Source organism: Azospirillum sp. TSH100, from assembly GCF_004923295.1.
In the GTDB taxonomy this organism is placed as follows: Bacteria; Pseudomonadota; Alphaproteobacteria; order Azospirillales; family Azospirillaceae; genus Azospirillum.
The window spans coordinates 1834280-1856668 of the sequence record NZ_CP039634.1 but is presented as its reverse complement, the minus strand read 5'-3'; the positions used below and the strand labels follow the sequence as shown (position 1 = coordinate 1856668).

Annotated in this window: 18 protein-coding genes and 1 pseudogene; 4 read left to right on the top strand and 15 right to left on the bottom strand. The window is 67.2% G+C overall.

The window, feature by feature from the left end; translation table 11 throughout:
* The first annotated feature begins 98 nt into the window (after nt 1-98).
* On the top strand, nt 99-635 hold the full coding sequence (locus E6C72_RS08865; protein WP_169055140.1) for a nitrogen fixation protein NifQ: 537 nt from the start codon (nt 99-101) through the stop codon (nt 633-635).
* 6 nt (nt 636-641) lie between these two features.
* Here the strand turns inward: E6C72_RS08865 and E6C72_RS08860 are convergent, their stop codons facing one another.
* From E6C72_RS08860 to E6C72_RS08800, 13 genes are all read right to left on the bottom strand, one after another.
* Nucleotides 642-992, bottom strand: a complete 351-nt coding sequence (locus E6C72_RS08860) for a hypothetical protein (protein WP_109086500.1) — start codon at nt 990-992, stop codon at nt 642-644.
* Nucleotides 989-1393 (bottom strand): response regulator, encoded by a 405-nt coding sequence (locus tag E6C72_RS08855; RefSeq protein ID WP_109086499.1) that lies wholly within the window; start codon nt 1391-1393, stop codon nt 989-991. The genes E6C72_RS08860 and E6C72_RS08855 overlap by 4 nt, the downstream gene beginning before the upstream one ends.
* Before the next feature lie 150 nt (nt 1394-1543).
* Nucleotides 1544-2944: a response regulator gene (locus tag E6C72_RS08850; protein WP_199228771.1), complete on the bottom strand. Its 1401-nt coding sequence runs from the start codon at nt 2942-2944 to the stop codon at nt 1544-1546.
* A 30-nt stretch (nt 2945-2974) separates the two neighbouring features.
* Nucleotides 2975-4402: a diguanylate cyclase gene (locus E6C72_RS08845; protein WP_109086497.1), complete on the bottom strand. Its 1428-nt coding sequence runs from the start codon at nt 4400-4402 to the stop codon at nt 2975-2977.
* 12 nt (nt 4403-4414) lie between these two features.
* Nucleotides 4415-4852, bottom strand: a complete 438-nt coding sequence (locus E6C72_RS08840; protein ID WP_109086496.1) for a response regulator — start codon at nt 4850-4852, stop codon at nt 4415-4417.
* The gene (locus tag E6C72_RS08835; RefSeq protein ID WP_109086495.1) at nt 4852-6498 is read right to left on the bottom strand and encodes an ATP-binding protein; all 1647 of its coding nucleotides are present in this window, start codon (nt 6496-6498) and stop codon (nt 4852-4854) included. The genes E6C72_RS08840 and E6C72_RS08835 overlap by 1 nt, the downstream gene beginning before the upstream one ends.
* Nucleotides 6495-8894 carry a PAS domain S-box protein gene (locus tag E6C72_RS08830; RefSeq protein ID WP_158280180.1) on the bottom strand — a complete coding sequence of 800 codons (2400 nt, stop codon included), beginning with the start codon at nt 8892-8894 and terminating at the stop codon, nt 6495-6497. Before E6C72_RS08830 ends, E6C72_RS08835 begins: the two co-directional genes overlap by 4 nt.
* 312 nt (nt 8895-9206) lie before the next feature.
* The gene (locus E6C72_RS32610; RefSeq protein ID WP_109086493.1) at nt 9207-11690 is read right to left on the bottom strand and encodes a methyl-accepting chemotaxis protein; all 2484 of its coding nucleotides are present in this window, start codon (nt 11688-11690) and stop codon (nt 9207-9209) included.
* 506 nt (nt 11691-12196) lie between these two features.
* Nucleotides 12197-13537 (bottom strand): acetyl-CoA carboxylase biotin carboxylase subunit, encoded by a 1341-nt coding sequence (gene accC, locus E6C72_RS08820; RefSeq protein WP_109086622.1) that lies wholly within the window; start codon nt 13535-13537, stop codon nt 12197-12199.
* Between the two features lie 19 nt (nt 13538-13556).
* Complete coding sequence (gene accB / locus E6C72_RS08815) at nt 13557-14009, bottom strand: acetyl-CoA carboxylase biotin carboxyl carrier protein (RefSeq protein ID WP_109086492.1); 453 nt, start codon at nt 14007-14009, stop codon at nt 13557-13559.
* A gap of 22 nt (nt 14010-14031) precedes the next feature.
* A complete protein-coding gene (gene aroQ / locus E6C72_RS08810; RefSeq protein ID WP_014247329.1) occupies nt 14032-14481 on the bottom strand; it encodes a type II 3-dehydroquinate dehydratase in 450 nt (149 codons plus the stop codon).
* A gap of 197 nt (nt 14482-14678) precedes the next feature.
* The gene (locus tag E6C72_RS08805; RefSeq protein ID WP_109086491.1) at nt 14679-15575 is read right to left on the bottom strand and encodes an ABC transporter substrate-binding protein; all 897 of its coding nucleotides are present in this window, start codon (nt 15573-15575) and stop codon (nt 14679-14681) included.
* A 150-nt stretch (nt 15576-15725) separates the two neighbouring features.
* Nucleotides 15726-17198, bottom strand: a complete 1473-nt coding sequence (locus tag E6C72_RS08800) for a dynamin family protein (RefSeq protein WP_109086490.1) — start codon at nt 17196-17198, stop codon at nt 15726-15728.
* A 211-nt stretch (nt 17199-17409) separates the two neighbouring features.
* Here E6C72_RS08800 and E6C72_RS08795 point away from each other — a divergent pair, with 211 nt between their 5' ends.
* Nucleotides 17410-18024, top strand: a complete 615-nt coding sequence (locus E6C72_RS08795) for a hypothetical protein (RefSeq protein WP_109086489.1) — start codon at nt 17410-17412, stop codon at nt 18022-18024.
* 585 nt (nt 18025-18609) lie between these two features.
* Nucleotides 18610-18865 (top strand): annotated as a pseudogene (locus tag E6C72_RS08790) (helix-turn-helix domain-containing protein); the annotation flags it as partial.
* Between the two features lie 580 nt (nt 18866-19445).
* Here E6C72_RS08790 and E6C72_RS08785 read toward each other — a convergent pair.
* Nucleotides 19446-20090: a DUF882 domain-containing protein gene (locus tag E6C72_RS08785; protein ID WP_109086488.1), complete on the bottom strand. Its 645-nt coding sequence runs from the start codon at nt 20088-20090 to the stop codon at nt 19446-19448.
* Nucleotides 20091-20473: 383 nt separating this feature from the next.
* On the opposite strand from E6C72_RS08785, the gene E6C72_RS08780 reads away from it, so the two are divergent.
* Complete coding sequence (locus E6C72_RS08780) at nt 20474-21796, top strand: L,D-transpeptidase family protein (RefSeq protein ID WP_109086487.1); 1323 nt, start codon at nt 20474-20476, stop codon at nt 21794-21796.
* Between the two features lie 20 nt (nt 21797-21816).
* Here E6C72_RS08780 and E6C72_RS08775 read toward each other — a convergent pair whose 3' ends face one another.
* Nucleotides 21817-22185 carry a DUF2934 domain-containing protein gene (locus E6C72_RS08775; protein ID WP_109086486.1) on the bottom strand — a complete coding sequence of 123 codons (369 nt, stop codon included), beginning with the start codon at nt 22183-22185 and terminating at the stop codon, nt 21817-21819.
* Nucleotides 22186-22389: the final 204 nt, after the last annotated feature.

Genomic DNA, 22389 nt, shown 5'->3' with positions numbered 1-22389 from the left:
GTGCTCTTTGCCGGTGGAGATGCCGAGTGGTCCTGTCCCAGCCCACTGCCCCGAACCTTGCCCAGTGCCCTGCCCGGCCCAACCCTGAGGCAGACCGCATGATCTTCGGCCGCATCCTGGCGCTCGCCGCCGCGGATCCGGTGCGGACGATGGTCCAGGCGCTGGCGCTGACCAAGGCAGACCTTGCAGAGCTGACCGCACGCCATGCCCCCCAATGGGCCGATGCCGTCGCCGCCCTGCCCGACAGCGATGAGTCCGGAGAGGACGCCATCGAGGAGGGTGATTTGCGCGCCCTCCTGGTCGAGCATGGCGCCAGGGGCGCCGACGAGGAGCGATGGCTCGCCACTATTCTGGCCCGCCGGTCGCTGGAGCCGAACCATCTGTGGCAGGACATGGGATTCCACGACCGCGGTGAACTCAACACCATGTTCCGGCGGCATTTCCCGGCGTTGGTGACGATGAATTCCGGCGACATGAAGTGGAAGAAGTTCTTCTATCGCCAGCTTTGCGAGCGCGAGGGGCTGATGCTGTGCAAGTCCCCCAACTGCGAGGTGTGCGACGACGTGGAGGTCTGTTTCGGCGAGGAAAGCGGCGATCCCTTGTCCAGCCTCGCCCGCCTAGCCCGTGGCGGGTGACGCGCCTCAGCGCGGCTGGGCGCCCAGATCCTCGAAGGTCATGCCCTTTTCGGTGTGGCGGAAGCGGCCCTTGCCGTTGACGGTCAGCGGCGGCTGACCCGGCTGCGGCCTGAAAGTGGCGGCGTAATAGCAGTCATACTGTCCGCTCTCGACCGGGCCGCCCTTCGGCTTCGCCTCGACGCAGCCCTGCTTTCGGAAGTCGTCGAAGGCGCGGAAGGCCGCGTTGCCCTGCCGTTCAAGCGTGCGGCGGGTATGGGCCTCAACCAGCTTGCGCATGTCGCCTTCCGACGGCTCGCCCGAACAGGCGGCGAGCAGCAAGGCGGGAAGAAGGGCGGCGAACGGAACGAAACGCCTCACCGTCCCCCCAGCAGCCGGTCCACCCGCTCCTTCAGCGCGGCGAAGGAGGGCGGCTTGACCACGAAGCCGTTGACGCCCAGCGCCATCGCCTGCTTCACGATCTCCGATTCGGTGTGGTTGGTCAGGAACACCACCGGGGCGCGGGGATTGGCGGCCTCGGTGCTGGCGCGCAGGCGGGCCAGGAACTGCAGGCCGGAGACCGGCTTCATGTCGATGTCGCAGACGATCAGGTCGGGATCGACGCGGATGCATTCGTACATCGCCGACTCGCCATTGTCGGCCTCAGCCACATCGCGGAAGCCGATCTGGCTGAGGATCTGGACGATGGTCCGGCGTACGAAGGGCTGGTCCTCCACCACCAGGATACGATGCTGGGAATAGTCTGTCGCTTGCATGTCCATTCCCGATCCTCCAGACAAATCGCCGCATTCCACTGATACAGTCCGAATCGGCGGCGGGCAACCGAAGGTCGGTTACCGGCGTGTGGAATATGATTTTAACTCTGTAAATTTTTCGACAATTTGCATTGCCCGGCCGACATCAGCCGGCCGTCATCCGCCGACCTGAACCCGGCCGGGGAACAGACGCTCCAGCACCACGCGCAGACGATCCATGGTCAGGGGCTTGTGCAGGCAATCGTCCATCCCGGCGGCGCGGCACTGCGCATCGTCCTCGGCATCGGTGCCGGCGGTCAATGCGACGATGGGCACGAGGCCGGCCTCGCCTGGCAGGGCGCGGATGGCGCGGGCGGCCTCGTGTCCGTCCATCACCGGCATCTGCACGTCCATCACGATCAGGTCGAACCGGCCGGCCGTCGCGGCGGCCAGCCCTTGCGCTCCATCCTCCGCCGTCGTCACCCCGTGGCCCAGCGCTTTGAAAAAGCCGGCGGCGACCAGACGGCCGATCGGGTTGTCCTCCACCAGCAAAACCGAGAGCGCGGCCGGACGCGGCATGGTCCGCAACGGTACGCGGATGGTCAGCTCCTCGCCCGCCTCGCCATCCGGACCATCGGCCAGCAGGAGTCCGCCCAGACGCCGCACCAGCGGATGGACCGCGGCCAGCACCAGGGGGCGCAGGCGCGCCACGCCCCGGCGGCGCATGGTCAGTTCGGCGGCGTCGCCCCCGGCCGGCCGCAGCGACAGGGACAGCGACGCGCCGGCCTCGGCGGTCAGCAGCGACAGCAGAGCGCGCAGTCCGGCCGTATCGCCGGCAAACGCCTCCTCCGCTCCGCCCTTGACCGTCACCGTCTTCGCGTGGGCAGCCAGCGTCCTCAGCGTCAGGGGCTCCTCAAACGGCGCCAACCGTCCGACGGGACGCAGGGCCGCCACCGTGGAGCGCAGAGCGGCACCTGCCGTCCGGACGACTGCCAGCCGGTCCTGCTGGCGCGGCAGGAGCGGCGATTCCAGCGCGGCGGCCGTCAGCGCCAACATCGGGTCGAGCGCAGCCACGACCGCGGCTCCCGCAGCGTCGAGCAGCGCTGCCGCCTCGGCCCCGCCCCGCTCCGCCTCGGCCAGCGCCACGCGCAGCCGGTTCTCGCGCATCTGGCGTCGGCGGGCTGCCGACACCGCGATGCGCAGGGCACCGCCATTGCCGGCCGGCAGCGCATCCTGCGCCCCCGCCGCGATCAGGCTGCCAATGTCCTGCTCCTGGCTCTGCCCTGGCCCCTCCGGCAACAGCACCACCACCGCCGGGGCGGGTTCCAGCAGGGACAGCGCCTCGACCGCCGCAACCGCTGCCACCACTGCGGGAGTGTCAAGCAGCAGCACGGTCTCACCCGAGGCCGTACCACGGCTGCGCAGCCGGTCCAACGCCGCAGCCAGCGTATCCACTTGTACCAGCTCCCCGAAAAAAGGAGCGAGCAACCGGCCGCGCACCGCATCCCGAGAAACCAGCAGCACCGGTTCCGTTGCCATCGCCATCGCCATCGCCTCCGGCCTGTTTGGGGTCTTCATTCCTTCGGCCATATGTCCTCGTCCGGGCCGTCAGCTGGCCATGGAGGTTGGAACGGAGGCGGCGGCGAAGGCGGGGCCGGGACAACCGCCGCCAACGACCACCCGGTTGCGGCCCGCCACCTTCGCCTCATACAGCGCGCGATCGGCACGGCCGAGCGCCCGCTCGATGCTGGCATCCTCTTCGCCACACATGCCGACGCCGATGCTGACGGTCATCCGAAGGCCGGCGTGTCCATGATCCTGATAGAGGCCTTTGCTCGGGTCGTCGTGCCGGAGCGGCACGTCGGCCAGAGCCAAACGCTGGCGAAGCCGCTCCGCCACCTCGGCCGCCGATGCCAGCGGGGTTTCCGGCAAGATGATCGCGAATTCCTCACCGCCCAGCCGGCCGATATGATCGGTGTTGCGCAATTCGCTGCGGCAGATCTCGGCCAGCCAGACCAGCGCCTGATCGCCCACCGCATGGCCATGGGTGTCGTTGATCACCTTGAAGCGGTCGATGTCCAGCATCAGCACCGACACCGGCCGGCCATAACGGCGCAGCCGCGCCATCTCGATCTCGGCCAACTCCATGAAGCGGCGGCGGTTGTTCAGACCGGTCAGCGGATCGGTGGTCGCCATCCGGCGCAACTCGCTTTCCACCCGCTTGCGTTCCGACACGTCGCGGATCACCGCGGTGAACAGCAGGCCATGGGCATGGTGCAGCTTGGCGATCGACACCTCCGCCGGAAATTCCCGGCCATCGGCGGTCAGACCCTCGACCTCGCGGCGGTTGGTCATCACCTGGGCCTGCACCTCCGAGGCGCTGAAACCGGCGATGTGCGCGTCGTGGTCCGGCCGGAAGCGTTCGGGGATCAGCAGCGACAGTGGACGGCCCAGGATGTCGGCGGCCTCATAGCCGAACAGGTTCTCCGCCGCCCGGTTGAACAGCGTGATCTCCAGGTTGGCGTCGGTGGTCAGGATGGCGTCCTGCGCCAGCCCGATGATGCCCTGCAGCCGCTCTTCCGACAGGCGCAGTTCCTCCTCAAGCCTTTTCCGGGCAATGGCATGCTGCACTGCGCGCCACATCAGCGGCCCGTCGGTCTGCCCCTTCACCAGATAATCCTGGGCGCCATGGGCCAGGATCTCCAGGGCGAAATCCTCGTCGTCATAGCCGGTCAGCACCACCAGCGGCAGCGACGGCGCGTCGGCGTGCAGCCGGGTCACCGTCTCCAGCCCGAAGCTGTCGGGCAGCGACAGGTCGAGCAGCACGACGTCGCAGGCATTGCGAAGCAGCCAGGCCCGCGCCTCCTTCAGCGAGGTGGCGCGGGCCACGCTGGAGCGGCGGGCATAGGGCGTCAGCGACCGGATCACCAGACGGGCGTCGGCGTCGTCATCCTCGACCAGCAGGATCGCGGTGCGTCCGTCTTCGCACAGGGGACCACGGGACAAGGCCGGCTTGCCCGGCAGGGTGATGGACATGGCGGACCTCCCTCACCGCGGCAGCCGGACGACACGGAACCAGTATTCCTCGATGCCCTTCACCGCGTCGAAGAAGGCGTCCATGTCCATCGGCTTGGTGATGAAGCTGTTGGCGCCCAGCAGATAGCTGGCGTTCACGTCGCGGTCGACGTCGGAGGTGGTGAGGATCACCACCGGAATGGTCTTCAACTCCTCGTCCGCCTTCAGTTCCTGCAACACCTCGCGGCCGTCCATCCGCGGCATGTTGAGGTCCAGCAGGATCAGGTCCGGACGGACGGCCTCGGCGAAAGGCCCCTGGCGGCGCAGATAGGCCATCGCCTCCACCCCATCGCGGACATGGCCGACATTGCACAGGATGCGCCCGTCGCGCAGGGCGCGCTTGGCAAGGCCGGCGTCGGCCGGATCATCCTCGACCAGCAGGATCTCGAAGGGGGCCGTCGGGTCCTGCATCAGGGGAATCCTCGGAAGACGGGATGGGGCAGATGGATGGAAAAGGTGCTGCCGACGCCCGGGCTGGAGACGACGGTGATCCGGCCGCCCAGCCGCTCCACCATCTTGCGGGCGATGGCCAGCCCCATGCCGGTACCGGGATGTTCGTCGCGCGAATGCAGGCGCCGGAACACCTCGAAAATCTGGTCGCGATAGCGCGGTTCGATGCCTATGCCGTTGTCGCGCACGTCGATCACGTCATAGCCGTCGACCCGCCGATGGGACACCTGCACCTCCGCCGCACGGTAGGGATGGCGGTATTCGACCGCGTTGGCGATCAGCACGACGAAGATCTCGCGCAGCCGCCGTTCGTCCGCCTGCACCGACGGCAGTTCCGTCACCGTCACGGTGGCGCCGACATCGGCGATGCGCCGCCTCAGCGCGGACAGCGCCTCCTTCAGCGGATCGCCGGCCGGGATCACGCCGCAGCTGAGCGGCACCCGATCCTCCGCCAGAAACAGCTGGACGTCCCGCAGCAGCATTTTCAACCTCCCGGCGCCGTCGACGATCTCGCGGATGAAGCCCTCGCTTTCCTCGTCCAGCTTGCCCTTCTGCTGCCGTTCCAGCAGTTGGGCATAGCTGGCGATGGCACGCAGCGGTTCCTGCAGATCATGGGCGGTGGCATAGGCGAACTGCTCCAGCTCGTTCTTGGCCCGGCCAAGCTCGGCGGTGCGCAGGTCGACCTGCCGTTCCAGCATGTGGCGGCGGCCGATCACCATGAAGGTCACCGCCTCGATCAGCAGCGACAGCAGCAGAAAGGCGATCTGGAAGCCACGGAAGGTCGGGTCGTCGTGGGCAAGCGCGTCCCAGCTGGTGCGCGGAGCGAGCGCCAGATGCCAATGGCCGTCGGGCAGGGCGATCCGCTCGACGAACGGGTCGCCCGTCAGGGCCAGGGCATCGCCGGCCACCTGCTGCCCGGTGTCGGTCACCACGGCGAAGCCAAGATACGCCGGCACGCGGTCGAACCGCACCTCGTTCAGGATGGCGCCGACGTCGAACACCAGCCCGACCGCGCCCCAAGGCTTGCCCGGCCCGAAGACGATCTGGCGGGCGATCAGCCCCTGCCCGCCCTGCAACAGGGTGACCGGGCCATGGAAGGTCACGTCGCGGCTGACGATGGCGCGCTGCACCGTATCGGCAAAGCCGGGCCGGGAATCCCGCAGCAGGTCGTTGCCCAGAACCTTCTCGTTGCCTTCCACCGGGTAGACGATGCGGACGACGAAATCGGGTGCTGCGGAAATGTTGCGCACCCCCACCACCGACCGCCGCAACGCCTCCGCGTAGCGCGGAAACTGGTCGGTGAGGTTGCCGGTGCCGGATGCGACCTCGACGAAGGCGGTCAGTCCGCGGATCAGGGCGAGCCGCTCGTTCAGCGCGCTCGACAGGGTGCTGGCGAGCGACGAGGCGGTCAGCGCGGCATTGGCACGGTGTTCGGCCACCAGGACGCGGGCATAGACGTCGCTCATCCAGAGATAACCCAGCGCCAGCACCAGCGTCACCGCCAGCTGGACCGCGGCCGGCCGCCAGATTCGCAGTCCGCCGGACAGCAGGCGGCGCAGGACCGCCGACACCGGCCGGCGCGGCGCGGTCAAGGGCTGCGCCGTCATGGCCGGACCCCAGCCTCCCCGGCTCGCTCCGGGACAGCCTGCTCCGCCACACCCTGATCGGGCGCCGGCAACGCCGGCAGGATCAGGCGGAACAGGCTGCCGCAGGGGCGCCCGTCCGCGTCGCGGAGATCGTCGCCGGGCGCATCATCGACCCACAGCCGGCCGCCGTGATGGTCGACGATCTTCTTGCAGACGGCCAGACCGACGCCGGTTCCCTCATACTCGTCGCGGCGGTGCAGCCGCTGGAAGATGCCGAAGACGCGCTCGCGGTCTTCCGGCGCGATGCCGATGCCGTTGTCGCGGATGTCGATGCGCCAGGCCGGAGTTCCGCACGGCCGGTCTGCCGAACCCAGCCGATCGGGCGCGAGGGTCACGCGCACCACCGGCGGCCGCCCAGATGCCCGGTACTTCACCGCATTGCCGATCAGATTCTGGAACAGACGCATCAGCTCGTTGTCATCGCCGGCCACCATCGCGGGCCTGCCGCCGTCCGGAATCTCGACGCTGACCGCCGCCCCCGCATCCTGCACCGCCACCTCCAGATTCAGCAGGGCGAGTTGCAACGGCTCGTCCAGCGGCACCGGCCGGAAGGGCCTGGCCTTGCGCCCGACCCGCGAATAGTCCAGCAGGTCGACGATCAGCCGGTCCATGCGCTGGGCGCCGTCGCGGGCGAAGTCGATGCACTCCCGCTCCTCCTCGCCCAGCGACTTGCCCAGGCCCCGTTCCAGCAGGGTCAGGTAGCTGGTTATGACGCGCAAGGGCTGACGCAGGTCGTGGGAGGCGACATAGGCGAAAGCCTCCAACTCAGCGTTCGACCTCTCCAGCTCGCGCGTCTTGCGACCCAGCGCGTCGGCCGCGCGGCAACGTTCGGTGATGTCGTGGATCAGCGACATCAGCATGGTGCGGCCATGGACGACGATGTTGCTGATATAGACCTCGACGTCGCGCACCTCGCCCGACGCCAGCCGGTGGCGGAACTGGAACTGCCGGCGTTCGGCACGGCTCGCCTGGTGCAGCTCCCGCCGCACGTCGGTGGGCGGGGCGGCGTTGATGTCCTGGATGTGCAGGCTGCGCAGCCGGTCGAGCGGATAGCCGTAGAATTCCGCCGCCGCCGGGTTGGCGTCGACGATCCGCCCGTCGATCGGGTCGATCAGCAGCTTCACCGCACAGCTGGCGACGAAGATCTGCTCGAACAGCTGCTGGCGTTCGCGCAGGGCCTGTTCGGCCTGCTTGCGCTCGCTGATATCCATCAGCGCGCCGACGATGCCGGCCGGCTTGCCGCCGGTGCGGCAATAGACGGCTTTGGAAAACAGCACATCGCGCAGCGTCCCATCGGCACAGCGCAGCCGCGTCTCGTAGCTTTGCGGCGTCTGGTCGGCCAGCAGGGCCCTGTCCACCACCTCGTCCGCCTCGGCGATGTCCGGCGGGGCGAGGTCGAAGACGGTGCGGCCGAACAGCGCCTGGCGGTCGATGCCCATCCAGCGTTCAAAGGCGCTGTTGGCATCGACGTAATGGCCCATCACGTCCTGGACGAAGATGGGCACCGGCACGGTGTCCAGCAGCACGCGCTGGAAGCCGGCGCGGTCGTTCAGCGCCTGTTCGGCGCGCCAGCGGACGGTGATGTCCTCCACCACCCAGACATAGCCGCGCTCCGGATCATCAACCTTCACCGAGCGGCCGATCAGACGGCAGCGGATGTCGGCGCCGTCGGCCCGGCGCATAACCACCTCCTCGTCGAACTGGCCGCCGGCCTGCATCTGGGGATAGGCACGCCGGCCGACCTCATCGAACACGCGGTCGTCACCATAGATGACGCGGGCGCTGCATCCGATGATGTCCTCCAGCCGGTGCTGGAAAGTGGCGGCGACCGCCTTGTTGACGCGGCGGATCACCCGGTCGCGATCGACCAGCAGCACGCCCATCGGCGCGTTGTCGAGGATGGCATCCAGCTGCAGCCGGCTTTCCGCCAGTTCGTCCTCCATCCGCTTGCGGGCGGTGACGTTGACATGGGTGCCGATCATGCGGCGGGGCCGGCGCTCCGCGTCCCAGGCCACCACCCGACCGCGGTCGAGGATCCACAACCAGTCGCCTGATTTGGCGCGGACGCGATGCTCGCATTCATAATAGCACCGGTCCCCCGCCAGATGAGCCGCCAGAGCGGCCTCGACCATGGGGAGATCTTCGGGATGGACGCGAGACCGCCAGAACTCCACCGTCGGCGGAACCTCCCCCGGCGTGAAGCCCAGCATCGTCTGCCAGCCAGGGCTGTACCACACCGCGCCGGTCGCCATGTCCCAGTCCCACAGCCCATCGCCGGCGGCATCGGTCGCCAGATGCAGCCGTGGAACCGCCGTACCCGTCCGCCCGCGGCGCCAGCGCAGGCGGGTCCGGGGCATTCGCACGGCTTCCGCAGCGGTTCCCGCAGACCCGATCCCGGGACGGGGATGCTCCAGCTCGCAACACCCCGGTTGGGAAGACAAGGTTGTGCTGTTGACCATGACCGCGGTCCGACCTCGTTTCCATGCGGGGACGGGATGCATGAACATGCGTGCATCACTGGTGATGACCGCAACCATACTCCAACAGCCGGCAGTGAATCCCCCAGAGAAATTGTCACAGGGGATCACTTCTCAACCCTTGTGATGGAGACGACGCCCGACATTCGGTTTAACCGAATCGCCCTGCCGGTCCGTTCATCCGTCCGCAGGTCAGGCCGCCATGTCGACCGGCGGCCGGTCCTTGGTGGCGATTTCCACCGCCCGCGCGAAGTCGCCCGCCATCGTCTCGGCGTCGAAGGCCAGATGGATGCGGTTATGTTCCACCGCCTTCACCGCGACCATCGCTTCCGTTCCATAGCGGTCGAGCCGCAGATGACCGGTGGCCCCCGCCAGCGAACGGCCGTCGGTCGCGGTCACCGGATCGATCATGGCGCCGCCCATCGACAGGTTGCGCACGGTCACCGCCAACCGGTCGCCGCCGATCAGCAGGGTTCCCGTCTCTTCCACCTGGAAGCGCGGCTTGCGCCGCCGGTCGGCATCGCCGGTGGAGGTGCGGACGATGCGGACCAGCACCTTGCGCAGGCTCTCGATCGAGCGCGCGACGTCCCCGGAGCCGTTCTTGACCTGGGTGGCCTGCGCCCCGGTGCGGTCGGCTTCCTCCGACACGGCGGCAATGCGATGCGACACCTCCTGCGCAGCAGTGGAGGTCTCGACCACGTTGCGGCTGATCTCCTGGGTGGCGGCCGCCTGCTCCTCCATCGCTGCGGCGATGGAACCGGCGATGTGATCGATCTCGGCAATGGTTTCGCCGATCTCCTTGACGGCCTGCACCGCCTCGTCGGTCACCGCCTGGATGGCGGTGATCTGGCGGGTGATCTCCTCGGTCGAGGACGCGGTCTGGTTGGCGAGGTTCTTGACCTCCTGCGCCACCACGGCGAAGCCCTTGCCGGCCTCGCCCGCCCGCGCCGCCTCGATGGTCGCGTTCAACGCCAGCAGGTTGGTCTGGCCGGCGATCGACTGGATCAGGTTCACCACCTCGCCAACCTTCGCCACCGTTTCCGACAGCGAACGGATGGTGGCCTGGGTGTGATGGCCGCTCTCCACCGCGCGGCGGGTCACTGCGCTGGAATGGGCGACCTGCGAGGAGATCTCGCGGATCGAGGCGGCCAGTTCCTCGCTGGCGGCGGCCACGGTCTGGGCGTTGGCCAGCGCCTGCCCCGCAGCCGAGGCCACGGTCTGGGCATTGATGCTGACCCGCTCGGCCGAGCCGGACATGCCTTCGGCATCATCGGCCATTGCGCCGGTACGCTGGGCCACCTCCTCCACCGCGCGCCCGGCCTCGCGCTCCACGGTCGAGGCCATGGTTTCCAGGGCACGGCGGCGCTCCTCGTCAGCCTGACGGGCACGCTCGACACGCTCCTGCACGGCGTAGCAGAGCCGGGCTTTCAGCCCGCGCAGTTGGCCGGCGATCGGATGGAACTCGGCCGCCGCCGGCAGGTCGATGATGTGGGTCTGGTCGTTGCGGGCGATGGCGTCGAAATCGGCCGAGAAGGCAGCCAGCGGCCGGCGCACGGTGCGCAGCAGCAGCAGCCCGCAGAACACCGCCGCCAGCAGGACGGCGAGACCGGCGGCCACGGCGAACACCAGATGCCACTGGAAGTCCTCCAGCGCCCCCTCATACTCGGCCTTGGCGACGGTCAGCTGCAGTTGCAGCAGATCCTTGTTGGTCTGGAAGGCCGCCTGGAACAATGGATCGATCCGGTCGCGGACAAGAACTTCCAGGCGCAGCGAATCGCCCTGCCGCGCCAGTTCCACCGCCGGCTTCAGGCCTTCGTTAAGGAAAGCCGCGCGCTGCTTGGCGAAGCGCTCCGCCAGCGTCTTCTCCTCCGGCGTCAGATAGGTGGTGAGATAGTCCGCCCACAGCCGGTCGATGACCGTATCGTTCTTGGTGATCCGTTCCTCACGCTGCGCCATCGCCTTGGGATCGGTGCCATCGCGGGTGTCGATGATCAGGCGCTGCAAGGTCTGCACATTGTCGCGCATATGGTCCAGAATCTCGCCGATCTGAACCGCCGGCACCGTCCGGTCCTCGTACACCGTCTTCAGCGAGGCGTTGCTGTCGGACATGCCGCGCAGCGTAACCCCGCCGACCACCAGCATAGACAGGATCATGAAGGCGAAGATCATGGTCAGCCGCCCGGTCACGGTGGCGAGCCAGCGCCGGAAGGCCGCCCCGGCGCTGAGCCCGACCGCCTGCCCCTCGCGCACCGCCAGATGGCGCGCCCGGCCGTTGCGGATGTCGGTATAGAGCCGTTCCGTCGCGGCCACCTGCTCACGCGACGGCTTGGTCCGGATGGAGATGAAGCCCGTCACCGCGCCGTCCTCGATCACCGGCGTGACGTTGGCGCGGACCCAGTAGAAATCGCCCGACTTGGTGCGGTTCTTCACCAGCCCTTCCCACGGCCGGCCATCCTTGATCGTCGCCCACAGATCGGCGAAGGCCTCCTCCGGCATGTGGGGGTGGCGGATCAGATTGTGCGGCGCCCCGATCAGCTCGGCTTCGGCATAGCCGCTGATGTCGACGAAGGCCTTGTTGACGAAGGTGATGCGCCCGCCCGTGTCGGTGCGCGACACCAGCAGGACGCCGTCTTCCATCACGATTTCGCGGTCGGTGATCGGTTCGTTCAGTCGCATGGACGGGGCCTCGTCAGACAATGGGCACATTCGGATCACGACCGGCGGCGCGACGGGGCGCGACCGGAAGGCGGACCGGGGGACAGCACACCGCCGGGAAAAGCGATGGTTCGGCACGGATAGCGAAATTGGGTTTCATCTACTCTGAGTAGGCGCCCTCCGCACTGATGCAGATCAAGTCAGCAAGCGGCGTGCCATGCACAATAAAATCTTCGGAAACAGCCGTTCCGGCGAAACCCCTATGGACAGCAACGCCCACAGCCCCAAAGGGCGTGCGCCCCCCCATGCCGACACACCGCGACCGGCTTTGCAGTTTGCAAACGGAAACGCGACTCAAAGGAAGAATTACCAAATTGCAAAAGACCAGATCGCCGATTGCAAAACAGTTACACGCATGAGCGAGTCGCGAAAAAAGAAAAGCCCCTCTCTCAACTTCGAGAGAGGGGCCTCAGCACTGCGGCATTTTGACGCAATATCTTCAATCGCCCAATATAAGCCGGCGACGGTCAGGACTTCGCCATCAGCTGTTCCAGCCAATGGATGTCGTAGTTACCATCGATGAAGGCCTGCTCGGCGATGATGCGGTCATGCAACGGCAACGTCGTCTGGATGCCGCCGATCACATACTCTTCGATCGAACGGCGCAGTCGCATCAGGCACTCGTTGCGGGTGGTGCCGTGGACGACCAGCTTGGCGATCAGGCTGTCGTAATGCGGCGGCACGCGGTAACCGTCATACAGCGCCGAATCGACGCGCACGCCCAGGCCGCCCGGCGCGTGATAGCCGTCGATCTTGCCCGGCGACGGGATGAAGGTTTCCGGATTCTCGGCATTCACACGGCATTCGATGGCGTGGCCTTCGAAGCGGATGTCCGACTGGCCATAGCCCAGCGGCGCACCGGCGGCGACGCGGATCTGCTCGCGCACCAGATCGATGCCGGTGATCATCTCGGTGATGGTGTGTTCGACCTGCAGGCGGGTGTTCATTTCAATGAAATAGAACTGCCCGTCCTCGTAGAGGAACTCCATCGTGCCGACGCCGCGATAGCCGATGGCCGCCGCCGTCTTCGCCGCCAGCTCGCCGATGAAGGCGCGCTGCTCGGCGTTCAGCGCCGGGCTCGGCGCCTCTTCGATCACCTTCTGGTGCCGGCGCTGGACCGAGCAGTCGCGCTCGCCGAAATGGACGCAGGTGCCATGGGTGTCGCCCAGGAGCTGGATCTCGATGTGCCGCGGGCGCCCGAGATACTTCTCCAGATAGACCTCGTCGTTGCCGAAGGCCGCGCGCGCCTCGCCACGGGCCAGCTGATAGGCTTCCTTCAGCTGGTCGGGGTTGCGGGCGACCTTCATGCCCTTGCCGCCGCCGCCGGCCGCCGCCTTGATAAGCACCGGATAGCCGGTCTCGTGGGCGACCTTCTCCGCCTCTTCCAGCGTCGAGACCGGACCGTCGGAGCCGGGCACCACCGGCAGCCCCTGTTCCATCACCGTCTTCTTGGCGGTGACCTTGTCGCCCATGATCCGGATATGATCCGGCGTCGGGCCGATGAAGGTGAAGCCGTGCTCCTCCACCATCTCCGCGAACTGGGCGTTTTCCGACAGGAAGCCGATGCCGGGATGGATGGCGTCGACATTGGTGATCGACGCCGCCGACAGGATGGCCGGAATGTTGAGGTAGCTGTCGCGCGCAGACGCCGGGCCGATGCACACGCTTTCGTCGGCGAGGCGGACGTGCATGGCGTCGGCGTCGGCGGTGGAATGCACCGCCACGGTCTGGATCCCCATCTCGCGGCAGGCGCGGTGGATGCGCAGAGCGATCTCGCCACGGTTCGCGATCAGGACCTTTTCGAACATCGCCAAGGGAATGCCCCGCTTACTCGATGATGAGGAGAACTTCGCCGAATTCGACCGGCTGGGCGTCGGACACCAGCACCTCGGCGACCGTGCCGCCGCGCGGCGCCTTGATCGGGTTCATGACCTTCATCGCTTCGATGATCATGATGGTCTGGCCGGCCTTCACCACGTCGCCCGGACGGACGAAGGGCGTGCCGCCCGGCTCGGCCGCCAGATAGGCGGTGCCGACCATCGGCGAGGTCACCGCACCAGGGTGGCTGGCCGGCTTTGCGGCGGCCGGCGCCGCCGCGGCGGCGGCCGGGGCGGCCGCCAGGACCGGGGCGGCCTGGACGGCGACCGTCTGGGCGGCGGTCGGGCGGGTGACGCGGATGCGCTTTTCGCCCTCGGCGAACTCGATCTCGCTCAAGCCCGTCTCACGCAGGAGGTCCGCCAGCTTGCGGACCAGATCGCCGTCGATGTCGAAGCTCGCCATGATGTCAGTCGTTCCCGTTTCCTTAATCGCGGTCGATGATGTTCGCGATGGCGTCCAGCGCCAGAAGATACCCGTGCGGCCCGAACCCGCAGATCATCCCCCTCGCCACCGGCGAGATGTAGGAGTGATGGCGGACCGGCTCGCGCTTGAAGATGTTCGACAGATGGACCTCGATCACCGGCAGCTCCGACAGGATCAGGCTGTCCATGATCGCGACCGAGGTGTGGGTGTAGGCGCCGGCGTTGATGACGATGCCGTCATTCTCCGTACGGGCCTGCTGAATCCACGAAACCAGTTCGCCTTCGTGGTTCGATTGCCGGAAATCCACGGTCAGACCCAGCTGGTCGGCGCGCTCGTGGCAGGCGGCCTCCAGATCGTCCAGGGTCATCGACCCGTAGATTTGCGGCTCCCGCACACCCAGCATGTTGAGGTTCGGCCCATTGAGGACCAGAATCGACGCGTCGATGGCCACAGCCCGCGCCCCTTTTCCATGATCGAAACCGCGCGTTTATAGCACGAAGCACCGTCCTGTCCATGGCGACGGGGGCCTTCTGCGTCGAAAAGCGCGTCGCAAGCTGGAAAATCGACCCGGACCGGCCGAAAGACCGCGCGAAATCCAGGGAAATTGCCGCGACGGATCAGGGTGGGCAGGACGGAATCAGCGTGGCATCATGGGGGGGGCTGAACCGTGTGGCTGATCAGCAGCTGGCTGTAAACGCCCTGCCGCTTCAAGCTCCTAAGCCCGTCGTTGAAGGCGGCGACCGTCGCTTCGGCCCCCGGCGTGGCGCGCCCGACCACCAGATGCAGCGTCACCATGGCGAAAGGCCGCTCGGACACCCGGATGTCGTCGGCCAGCCCCGACTTCGCGATGGCGGCCGCGCCGCTGAATTCGTCAGTCACCAGCGCATCGGCCCGGCCGGTCGCCACCATGCGCACACAGGCGCCCAGGTCGGATGGGGTCTGCCGGGTCAGGCGCCCCTGGGCGACCATCGCCTCCAACTCCACCGGCAGGGCATGGCCGACCGGCTGACAGACCGTCCGGCCGCGGAAATCCTCCAGCGGATCGGAGTCGCCCCTCTCCGCCGCCCCATCGCGGTCGGTATCAAGGCCCCCCTTGCGGCCATGAAAATCCATTCCCGACCCGTTCGACAGATAGACGAGTTGCCGCACCTCCAGCACCGGGTCGGAGAACAGCACCTCCCGCTCTCGCTCGGGCGTGCGGATATAGGGAAAGGTGGCGAGGAAGCGCCCGGCGACCACGCCGTCATAGCCGCGCTTCCATGGCATGAAGCGCACGTCGTAGCGACGTCCGCCGACTGCGAAGGCCCGGCGGACCAGTTCGGTCACCAGTCCGCCCGCCGGCAGATCGTCACCGGTATAGGGGGCGTAATCGCTGCCGGTCACCAGATCCAGCCCGGTATAGGGCGCCGGGGCCGGAGCCAGGCCGGAGACCGGCCCGGCGGTTCCCGCAACGCTGTCCAGTGCCCGCAACTGGGCCGGAGCCACGCACACAAGCAATGCGGCGAGAGCCACGCCCTGCGCGGTCGCCCCTACCCCGATTGACATGCCGGGCGCCGATTGCCCAAGCGCTGATTGCCGCACGTCCACTGGCCGTTCACTGGTGGTTCCAGCGCCGCTGCCGCGCGCCGTAGACCGGGATCTAACGGCCAGTATGCCACCATGTAAAGAGTGCCCGGCATCTTTTGCACCCTGCGGTCATTCCGCCGCGGCGGCAGGGCCGGTCGCCGCCTCCCTGGCGCGGCGGCCGGCGGGGTCGGTGTAGAGGTCGTTGACGCGCTGAACATGCACCGCCGTCGCCTCGCGGATGGCGAAGATCGCCTTGCGCGCCCGCCCGCCCCAGCCCGCAGGCTGCTTGGCGAAGATCGAGCGGAAGAAGCGCGTGTTCTTAACGAAGGCCTGCCGCAGGTTCAAATCGACGTCGCCGAAGCGGTCGCTCAAGGCTGCGGCAATGCGGCGGGCGAAGAACTGGCGGATCTTGAAGTGCCCGGCGAGGAACAGCCCACCCAGCAACAGCACGGTGCCGATCAGGTGCAGCGGCAGACCGCTGTCGCCGGTCTCGGACAGCCAGCCCAGGAAGGCGCCGAAGCCACCGCCGGCCGTCTGCACCACAGCCGCCAGCAAGGACAGCAGCAGCACGCCCCACACCGCGTCGCCCGTCAGCACGCGGTGGCGCCACGTCGCCATCGCCTCGCGCAGCTTGGGCAGCACCTCCCCCTCCAGCTCCTTGGTCAGGCTGTCGATGGAGCCGATGATGCGGTAGGCGCGGGCGACCTCCACCTCGTTGATGCGGGTCTGAATCTCGGCCAGATCATGGTCGCGCCGCGCTTCGTAGCGGGCGCGGCGGCCGTCATCCTCGATGTCGACGGCCGAGCGCTGGTCGTAGATGGCATAGAAGCGGCCCGACACCAGCCCGGCCTGGGCGATGGCGCGCTGCCAGGCACCGAACACCGCCTCCAGATTGTCCTCCTTGGCGGTGGTGTCGACCTGATTGAGGATGTAGCAGACCTTGCGGGCGTCGGCCCGGTTGACCGTCTTGGCGACCAGATGACGCAGCGTGTCCTGCATGGCGCCCGGTTCCGGATGGCGGGCGTCGAAGAAGACCAGCACGAGGTCCGACAGCTCGACGATATGGTCGACCAGCCGCAGGACGGAGCGGCGCTGATCGTCGGCGTCGAAACCCGGCGAATCGATGAAAATCTTGCCCTTGGTCCGCGGACCGGCCAACGTCTTCAGTTGCAGGTAATTGTCGATCCGCTTGCCCTCGCCGGCCGCCACCTTCTCGATCTCGTCGGCGATGCGATAGAAGGGAAAGCGCGGGTCGGCGTTCAGCGCGGTGCCGGGCAGCGCCTCCTTGCGGGTTTCCGGCCCGTGGCAGATGACGGTGAACTTGTCGTCGACCGCCTGATTGCCGGTGTTCTGCAGCGCCTCGCCGAGATATCCGTTGAGGAAGGTCGACTTGCCGGCCGAGAAGGTGCCGAGCACCGCGACCATCGGCCACCAGGGAATCCGGGTGGTCAAGGATTCATGACGGTCGATCAGCCCCAGCCCGGCCAGGATGCGATCGAAGGCGCGGAAGGTCGGGAGGACCGGCAGCAGATTGGGGTTTTCCGCCCGCAGATGGGCATCCAAAGCCGCAAGGCGCTGCTGAAGGGCTTGCCGGGGGGTCATGGGCGGGTGAATTCCACTGTTGCACGGGGCCGAAAATGACGGCCCCTCTCTAGCACGGGCGGGACCGCCACCGGACATGAAATCTCCCTCATCATCCAAGCGGAGATTTGATGGCAGGGATTTCAAGCAAGGATTTCGAGGCGGGGACTCCCGCCAAGGGTCTCGACGGCGGACGGCGGGAACAGGAACGGCGGCGGCGCGTTCCTCCGCGATGAACGACGCCGACGGCGAAGACGAAAGCGCCCCGCCTGCGGACACCGATCAGACGCATCGGCTGACCGCGGAGGAGTTGACCTTTCTGCTGCGCGACCCGCTGCTGCGGGCGCAGGAGGCGGAGCGTGCCGTCCGTTCCAACCGCAGCCGGACCGAACGGCGGGCGGCAGATCCAGCCTATGCCGAGCGGCTGCGCGCCGGAGACCGCGAACGCCAGCGCCGGCGACGCCTGCGCGACTCCATCGGCAGACCCGAAGCGCCGGAAACACCTGCCGTCCCGCTGCCCGACCTGACCCAAGCGCAGGCGGCGGCCCGGTTGAGCGATCATCTGGACCACGCTTCTTCCGCGCAGGCAGCGCAGCTGCGCAGGCGACCTGACCGCGTCCGGCTTTATGCCGAGGCCTTCGTCGCTTATCGCACCCTGTCGGCCGGCGGCGGCCGGCCGACCCGCGGCGCGTTGGCCGCCCTGCTGAAGTCCCGCTTCGGCCGCAGCGTTACGCCGTCCCAGGTCCAGAAGCTGCGCGACCATGTGGAGGCCTTTGCAGCCACCGGCGGTCCATGGGCCGTGGCGCCCCCACACCCGTCCGGCGACGCCCGAACGAGGAGCGTCTGAAAGGCCGATATGGATGGTCACGCACCGCAGCCCTTCACCGCCGGATTCCGCCTCTTCGGGGCTCCGCCGGCCGCCCCATCAAGGTTAATTATATATTAACGGCCGTATGCCCAACGATTGCCCACGTCCGCGCGGGGATGGGCGCCGCGTGACCATGTGTATCGGCCTCAAGAGCAGAAAGTTTAACGATGCCCAGTCGAATATTAATTACAACCAGGGGCTTCTTAGCCACCATTTGTGGAGGTATAAAACCCATCCCCTCTCGAACACAAAATTCCTGTAAACAAAAAGCTGTCGTTCCAACCAATGGGTGAGTCGCAAGACTCGGAGATTTCCGCAAAACGATGACGGCAGGGATAAGGCAGAGCCTTGTCGCAATCCGCTCTCGATGACGATCATTTAATACAAAGCTGTAACAGGACAACTCCCACGAATGCTGGCACACCACCAATGCCTATCGGAATATGACGGCAGCACATCAATATTCAGAAGTTTTCTCTTGAAACCCACCAAAGAATGTGCAAACAATCCTTTCATTCTCGCAAAGAGAGGCCGCGAACGACTGGGCATCGGAGACCAATGGACATGAGTGAGCCGACGGCGCGCAAAAGAGGACGACGCGGATCGCCGGAATCCTGGTCTGTAGACGCCCATGTCGGGCAGCGCGTGCGGATGCGCCGGACCCTTCTGGGCATGAGCCAGGAAAAACTGGGCGAAGCGATCGGCCTTACCTTTCAGCAGGTCCAGAAATATGAACGCGGCTCCAACCGAATTTCAGCAGGCACCTTGTATCGCCTGAGCCAGGTTCTGGACGTTCCCGTCAGTTTCTTCTTCGACACCTACAACGATCCCGACAGCACCCGCCGCCTGCGTGGCGGCTTTGAGGAACCGGGCGACACCGACAGTCAGATCAGCCGGCGGGAGGCGCGTTTGCTGCGTCTGTGGCGCGCTGCGCCGTCCCACGTATCGGACGAGATGCTGTCCCTGCTCTCCGCCCTCTCTCCCGAGATCAAGGAGCCGCCCGAAGACCCGGGTGAGGGTGAGGACGGTGAACCGGATGCATCCCCGTCATCGGGCATGCCATCCGGAAGCCAGCAGTCGTCCCCCGGCAGCGGAAGCAGCCTTGCCGACAGCGAAATCGTCGCGACTGGTCTGGATGGGGAAAGCGTCCGCAAGTCCGGCCGGGCGGCGCGAGGCGACGGGACGCGGGTCAAGGCCTTGAAGACCGCGGACGCCACCAGTCAGAACAAGGCGCGCCGCCGTCACGGGGCGGTGTGGGATCCGACCGACATCCTGCGCGCGTCGAAGCCGTCCCCACGAAACTGATCTGCACGGGCACATGGAAAAGGCTCCGCGTCTGACAATGCGGAGCCTTTTCTTTATCCTTCGCGTCTCTGCGACCGGCGCGGCCGCCCGCAATCTTACCAGCTGCGGACCGGACCGACGTCGAGATGGACGAAACCGCTGCGCGGGTAATAGCCGACGCCGCCGGACTGCATCGATTTCGCCGTCTCGGAGATGGCGCGCAACTGCGTGTCGGGCAGGCGGATGTCGATGGCCATGCCGCGGGTGTGATAGCTCTCCTTCGCGACGCCGCGCGACCGGCGCCGGGCCATCGCGTTGGTGCGGCGGGAACGGTAGCCGCAGATCACCTCGAACGGGTCGTCGGAGCCGACGCTCTGGTGCACACGGGCGAGCAGATCGAACAGGCGCGGATCGTAGTGGCAGACCTGCTTGGCGCGGTGATCGCGCAGAAGCACGTCCAGCTTGCGCAGTGCCTCCGGCTTGTAATTGCCGTCAGCCCAGTAGACGCCGTCGAACCGTTCCTGCGTGTTGATGTTGTGCAGACTGATGCGCCGCACGCTGCCGGCGAGGGGAGCGGCCTCCGCAGCACCCGACCCCAGAAGGACCGGCGCCGTCGCGACTCCCGTCACCACGCTGGTGGCGACCCCCGTCATCACCCCGGATGCGGCCGGAAGGGCCGCCGACACCGCCGCAGCGGCAAAACCCAGGAACCCGCGCCGCCCGATGGACGGAGCGGCACGCTCTTCATCCCCCAAATGCATCCCCGAACCTCGTCGTCTTACGTTTTTGGCCGTTCTACGCTGTGGCCGTTCGGCGTTTGGCGGGTCGCGCGGCGCCCGCGGTGGTATTATGAACCTTATGACCAACGCTGATCCGAAGCGTCCCGTCTGGTGTGGATCGTCTGCGGACGCATATTCGTATAAGGAAGGTCATCGGCTGAGGCAATCAAAAAATTTTGCAGTGTGACCTTCTTGCATAGGCTGGTCATAGGACGGCGGCAGGAAGATCACACCGGAAGAATGATCGACGGGATTTCGCGCCGCGCGCCTCGCCTTCCATTATTGCGTTGCATAAATTGATCGGAAGGGCAGCCGTTCATCCGTTCCGATGGTCCGCCTGCCCAGGAGAGACAGAGGGTTCCGCCATGACCGTATCCGCCGACATCCGCAAGCCCCATAAGCTGGCCATGCTGGCGCTGGCCGCCGCATCGGCGTTGGCGCTGCTGGGAGCCGGGCCGGCGGACGCCCTGCCCTACCGCGACACACTGACCCAGTGGGCCGACCGGCTGGACGCCGCTGCGGTGGAGTTGGACCGCGCGCCGGTGCAGACCTCCACCCGGATCGGTGACGGCGGACTGATGAAGCTGGGCAGCAGCGGCGAGCGTGTCGGCCGGCTGGCCCAGCGGCTGGTCGAACTCGGCCTGCTGCCGGCCGACAAGGTGTCGGAGGTCTTCACCGCCGACATCGACCACGCGGTGAAGGCTTTCCAGCTCGCCCAGCGCATGAAGCCCGACGGGCTGATCGGCGCCGGCACCCGCGCCGCGCTCGACCGCACGCCGGCGGAAGCCGCGGCGCTGATGCGGCAGAGCGCCACCGCCATGCGCAGCTTCCGCGACACGGCGCCCGACAATGTCCTGGTGGTGAACCTGACCAATCAGACCACCACGCTGGTCCGCGGCGGGGAGGAGGAGCTGACGATGCGCGCCATCGTCGGCCGGCCGTCACGCGAGACGCCGCTGCTGACCGACCGCATCACCCACATCATCGTCAACCCGACCTGGACGGTGCCGCCCACCGTCCTGAAGGAAGACAAGCTGCCGATGCTGCGGGCCAAGGGCACACCAGGCATCCAGAACGCCATCGTCTATCTCGACGGGCAGGAGGTGGCGCCGGAAACGGTCGACTGGCACGATGTCACGCCGGGCCGCGTCCGCATCGTGCAGCAGCCGGGCGACCATAACGCACTTGGCCGCTTCCGGTTCAACCTGACCAATCCATACGACATCTACCTGCATGGAACCAACGAGCCGCGGCTGTTCGCCCGCGAGCTGCGTTCGATCAGCTCCGGCTGTGTCCGCCTGGAGGAACCGCGCCGGCTGGCCGAACTGCTGCTGCAAGGCACCAGCGTGACGCCGGAACGCATCGACCGCATGCTGGACAAGCCCCAGCCGCAATGGGTCAAGCTGCAAACCCCGATGCCGGTGCAGTTCGTCTATTGGATTGCGACGGTGGAGGCCGACGGTGCGGTCCGTCTCCATCCGGACATCTATGACCGGTTGGACGACGCGCCGGCCGCCGTGTCCGCTCCGGCGCCTGTACCGGGGACCGTTCCGGCAGCGACACCCGCCGCCGCACCGGCTCCCGCGGCCGCGCCGCCTGCCGGTGTGCAGCCCGACGCCGGCCGCGCCGCCATGCCGATCAACAAGAGCGGCACGGCGGAAAAGGCCACCGACAAGTCCAGCGTCTGACGCGGGACAAGCTGCCCGCCTCAAACCCGGCGCCGTGCCTTTCTGCTGCGGTTGGGTGGCACAGCGGTGGAGGCCGCCTCTTCCGGCGTTGGCCAGACGTCGCGGTCGCCACGCATCGGGATCCCCATCTCGTCGCCCTGATCGGCAAGGCCCGGCTGCTCGCCCTGATTCGCGATGCTCAGCACCGGTTCGACCGGCTCGGTGCGCATCGCCGTCGCTTCCGGACCGCCGGCGGGGTTGGGCTTCAGCGTGTCGCGGTAATTGTCCTGGATCGCGATCTCTTCGCTGGCCAACTCCCAATGGGCATCGGAACGGCCCTCCGGACGGCCTTCGCGTTCCCAGATCTCATGCGCGCGCCGACGGATGCGGCTTTCCAAATCCTCGGCCATACGGGTCTTCTCCTTTACGGGTAAGCCTTGATAGGGAGCGGTAGAGGCGGCGCGCGGCGGGGCTCGCCGCCCCGTCCGCCATGCCGGTCCCCTATTGAACCCCGCCGCTCCCCCACCGGTTCCGGAGTGTCCGCGTTGTTTGATCCCGGGCCACTGCTGCCGGCCACCGTTTCCGAACGGCAACGCCCCTGTGAAAAGCGGCGG

Coding starts and splice junctions, on each gene's coding strand:
- E6C72_RS08845 (WP_109086497.1), bottom strand. CDS start 4,402: ATGTCCATCACCCTGCCGGGCAAGCCGGCCTTGTCCCGTGGTCCCCTG.
- E6C72_RS08780 (WP_109086487.1), top strand. CDS start 20,474: ATGACCGTATCCGCCGACATCCGCAAGCCCCATAAGCTGGCCATGCTG.
- E6C72_RS08865 (WP_169055140.1), top strand. CDS start 99: ATGATCTTCGGCCGCATCCTGGCGCTCGCCGCCGCGGATCCGGTGCGG.
- E6C72_RS08775 (WP_109086486.1), bottom strand. CDS start 22,185: ATGGCCGAGGATTTGGAAAGCCGCATCCGTCGGCGCGCGCATGAGATC.
- E6C72_RS08850 (WP_199228771.1), bottom strand. CDS start 2,944: ATGAAGACCCCAAACAGGCCGGAGGCGATGGCGATGGCGATGGCAACG.
- E6C72_RS08795 (WP_109086489.1), top strand. CDS start 17,410: ATGAACGACGCCGACGGCGAAGACGAAAGCGCCCCGCCTGCGGACACC.
- accB (WP_109086492.1), bottom strand. CDS start 14,009: ATGGCGAGCTTCGACATCGACGGCGATCTGGTCCGCAAGCTGGCGGAC.
- E6C72_RS08785 (WP_109086488.1), bottom strand. CDS start 20,090: ATGCATTTGGGGGATGAAGAGCGTGCCGCTCCGTCCATCGGGCGGCGC.
- E6C72_RS08855 (WP_109086499.1), bottom strand. CDS start 1,393: ATGGACATGCAAGCGACAGACTATTCCCAGCATCGTATCCTGGTGGTG.
- E6C72_RS08800 (WP_109086490.1), bottom strand. CDS start 17,198: ATGACCCCCCGGCAAGCCCTTCAGCAGCGCCTTGCGGCTTTGGATGCC.
- E6C72_RS08805 (WP_109086491.1), bottom strand. CDS start 15,575: ATGTCAATCGGGGTAGGGGCGACCGCGCAGGGCGTGGCTCTCGCCGCA.
- accC (WP_109086622.1), bottom strand. CDS start 13,537: ATGTTCGAAAAGGTCCTGATCGCGAACCGTGGCGAGATCGCTCTGCGC.
- E6C72_RS32610 (WP_109086493.1), bottom strand. CDS start 11,690: ATGCGACTGAACGAACCGATCACCGACCGCGAAATCGTGATGGAAGAC.
- E6C72_RS08840 (WP_109086496.1), bottom strand. CDS start 4,852: ATGCAGGACCCGACGGCCCCCTTCGAGATCCTGCTGGTCGAGGATGAT.
- E6C72_RS08830 (WP_158280180.1), bottom strand. CDS start 8,894: ATGCCCCGGACCCGCCTGCGCTGGCGCCGCGGGCGGACGGGTACGGCG.
- E6C72_RS08835 (WP_109086495.1), bottom strand. CDS start 6,498: ATGACGGCGCAGCCCTTGACCGCGCCGCGCCGGCCGGTGTCGGCGGTC.